The sequence below is a fragment of the Pseudoalteromonas sp. S1650 genome, from assembly GCF_005887195.1.
GTDB classification, from domain to species: domain Bacteria; phylum Pseudomonadota; class Gammaproteobacteria; order Enterobacterales; family Alteromonadaceae; genus Pseudoalteromonas; species Pseudoalteromonas simplex.
The window spans coordinates 1-2,503 of record NZ_PNDF01000105.1 but is presented as its reverse complement, the minus strand read 5'-3'; the positions used below and the strand labels follow the sequence as shown (position 1 = coordinate 2,503).

The 2,503-nt window shown below is 47.5% G+C and carries 3 protein-coding genes; all 3 read left to right on the top strand.

The genetic code is table 11. The features are described from left to right. Positions 1 to 84 precede the first annotated feature (84 nt). The 3 genes from tnpA to tnpC all read left to right on the top strand — a co-directional run bounded on the left by tnpA (position 85) and on the right by tnpC (position 2,397). Positions 85 to 378 (top strand): IS66 family insertion sequence element accessory protein TnpA, encoded by a 294-nt coding sequence (gene tnpA / locus CWB80_RS21265; protein WP_055022508.1) that lies wholly within the window; start codon positions 85 to 87, stop codon positions 376 to 378. After that, on the top strand, positions 375 to 731 hold the full coding sequence (tnpB, locus tag CWB80_RS21260) for an IS66 family insertion sequence element accessory protein TnpB (RefSeq protein WP_055022509.1): 357 nt from the start codon (positions 375 to 377) through the stop codon (positions 729 to 731). Before tnpA ends, tnpB begins: the two co-directional genes overlap by 4 nt. 115 nt (positions 732 to 846) lie before the next feature. Next, positions 847 to 2,397 (top strand): IS66 family transposase, encoded by a 1,551-nt coding sequence (tnpC, locus tag CWB80_RS21255; protein WP_055022510.1) that lies wholly within the window; start codon positions 847 to 849, stop codon positions 2,395 to 2,397. Positions 2,398 to 2,503 lie beyond the last annotated feature (106 nt).

Sequence of the window (2,503 nt, the reverse complement as noted above, 5' to 3'; positions counted from 1 at the left end):
CTGTAACCGTAACAGCAACCACACCTAGGCATGTTTTTGCAGATGGCCTAATTTATCACCACGTTTCAACTAACGAGGTGATTTATGAGTCGTACCCATCGCAGCCATGCTCAGTGGCTTGAGCTGTTCGAAGCATTTGAGCAAAGCGGTCAAACCCAAGCAGCATTTTGTACAGAACGAGATTTAAACCCAGCATACTTTAGCAAGCGTCGTCGTGAGCTGCTCGAACAAAACGATAACGGTTTTGTGCAAGCGCAACAAGTGATGCAGACGAACCATCATTCACTGACGCTAAATTATGGCGGCCTAGCACTTACCTTGCCGCTGCACGTTGAGCCACATTGGTTGGCGCAGTTAGTGAAGTCGCTTGCTGCATGAAAATGTTCGTAGAACCTTCGGCGATTTATTTGTATAAGCAGCCGGTTGATTTTCGGAAAAGTATCAATGGCCTCAGTGCCATTGTCGAAGCCGAAATGGAGCTGCCGGTGTTTAGCGGTGCGCTGTTTGTATTTTGTAATCGCCAGCGCGACAAAGTCAAAGCACTGTACTGGGATAAAACCGGTTTTTGCTTGTGGTACAAACGCCTTGAGAAAAACAAGTTTAAATGGCCGCGTAAGCTCAACGGTAGTGTGTTAAACCTGTCACCACAACAGTGGCAATGGCTACTTGAAGGCCTTGATATTACGCTCATGAAAGGCCATCAACCGCTGCATTTTAGCAGCACAATATGATCCTAAATTGCCTTATAAGGATCCTGCATAACAGCTGATGATCGAACACCAATCGGTCTAAGAGAACCCTTTAAAATAGCGGATTACAGCAGGTAGATGGGGTATAATGTGCCCCATGAAAACACACGATAAAAAGCCACTCCCAGATGATGTTGAGAGCCTGAAAAAAATGGTTCTCAAACTGCAATCTGAAAATCAAGGGTTACAGCAAAAGCTACGCCACATGATGGAGCAATGGCAATTATCGCTACAAAAGCGCTTTGCCGCGAGTACGGAAAGTTTACCTGGTCAAGGCTCGTTGTTTAACGAACTTGAAGCATTGCTTGAACCTGAAGTAGATGAAATCGCCGCTGACGCAACCATTACTTACACGCGTAAGAAAACACGCCGGCCAAGCATTGATGCTTCATTGCCGCGTGAAGACGTGCTTCACGATATTCCTGACGAAGATAAAGTCTGCGATTGCTGTGGCCATGACTTGCACCGTATGGGTGAAGAAACCAGCGAAGAGCTTGAATTTATTCCGGCGACCATTAAAGTGCTGCGCCACGTGCGGCCGAAATACAGCTGCCGCTTATGTGAAAAGCACGGCACTGAAACGACCATTAAAATCGCACCGGTGCCGCTAAGCATTTTACCAAAGAGCATTGCCAGCCCAAGCTTACTTGCACAAATTATCAGCGCCAAGTTCCAGTTTGGCTTACCGCTTTATCGCCAAGAAGCCTTATTTAAGCAGTTCGGTATTGAACTGAATCGCCAAACCATGAGCCGTTGGCTCTTAAAAGTGAGTGAAAAGCTCAGGCCGATATACCAGCGAATGCATGACATACTACTTGAGCAACCGATGCTGTGGGCGGATGAGACGACGGTGAACGTGCTCGATGTCGATAAATCCAAGTGTTACATGTGGGTGTATGGTTGTGGCACCGACAAACCTAAACCCGACGGATCACCCAATATCGTTTTGTACGACTACCAAGATGGTCGTGGCAGCTCACATCCAGTTCACTTTTTGCAAGGCTACCAAGGCCCGTTGCAAGTGGACGGTTATCAAGGCTATGAGAAAACCGATGCACAGCTTGCTGGTTGTTGGGCGCATGCACGGCGTAAGTTTATTGAAGCCAAGGCCGTACAAGGCAAAAATAAAACCGGTAAAGCTGACCAAGCGTTGAGTTTTATCCAAAAGCTCTATGGTATTGAACAGCGCATTCGCGACTACACCATTGAAGCCAAGCATGCAGCCCGGCAAGAGCTGTCGCTGCCAATCATGAATAAACTTAAAGACTGGCTCGACAAGTCAGCACTTAGCGTCAATAACCAGTCGCTGCTCGGTAAAGCCATTCATTACACGCTCGGGCAATGGAGCAAGTTACAGGTATATTTAGCCAACGGTGCTGTCGCTATCGACAACAATCGTGCAGAACGCGCCATTAAACCGTTCGTTATTGGCCGCAAAGCTTGGCTGTTCTCAAAATCACGCGGTGGTGCACAAGCCAGCGCCATACTCTATAGCGTGGTTGAAACCGCCAAAGCCAACGGCCTCATGCCGGTGGATTACCTCATGGCTCTGTTCAAGCAATTGCCACTGATAAGCGATGGCGATGATCTGGACCATCTGCTACCTTGGAATATCTCATTAAGCGTTAATACGGCGGCAACGGAGTAAAACTGATCAGCCCTAGCGCCAATTACTTGGCCGGTTAAATGGTCAACAAAATTGATCCACCCGAGAAAACCAATTACCGTTAATGTGTGCTATTAGTTACGCTTAC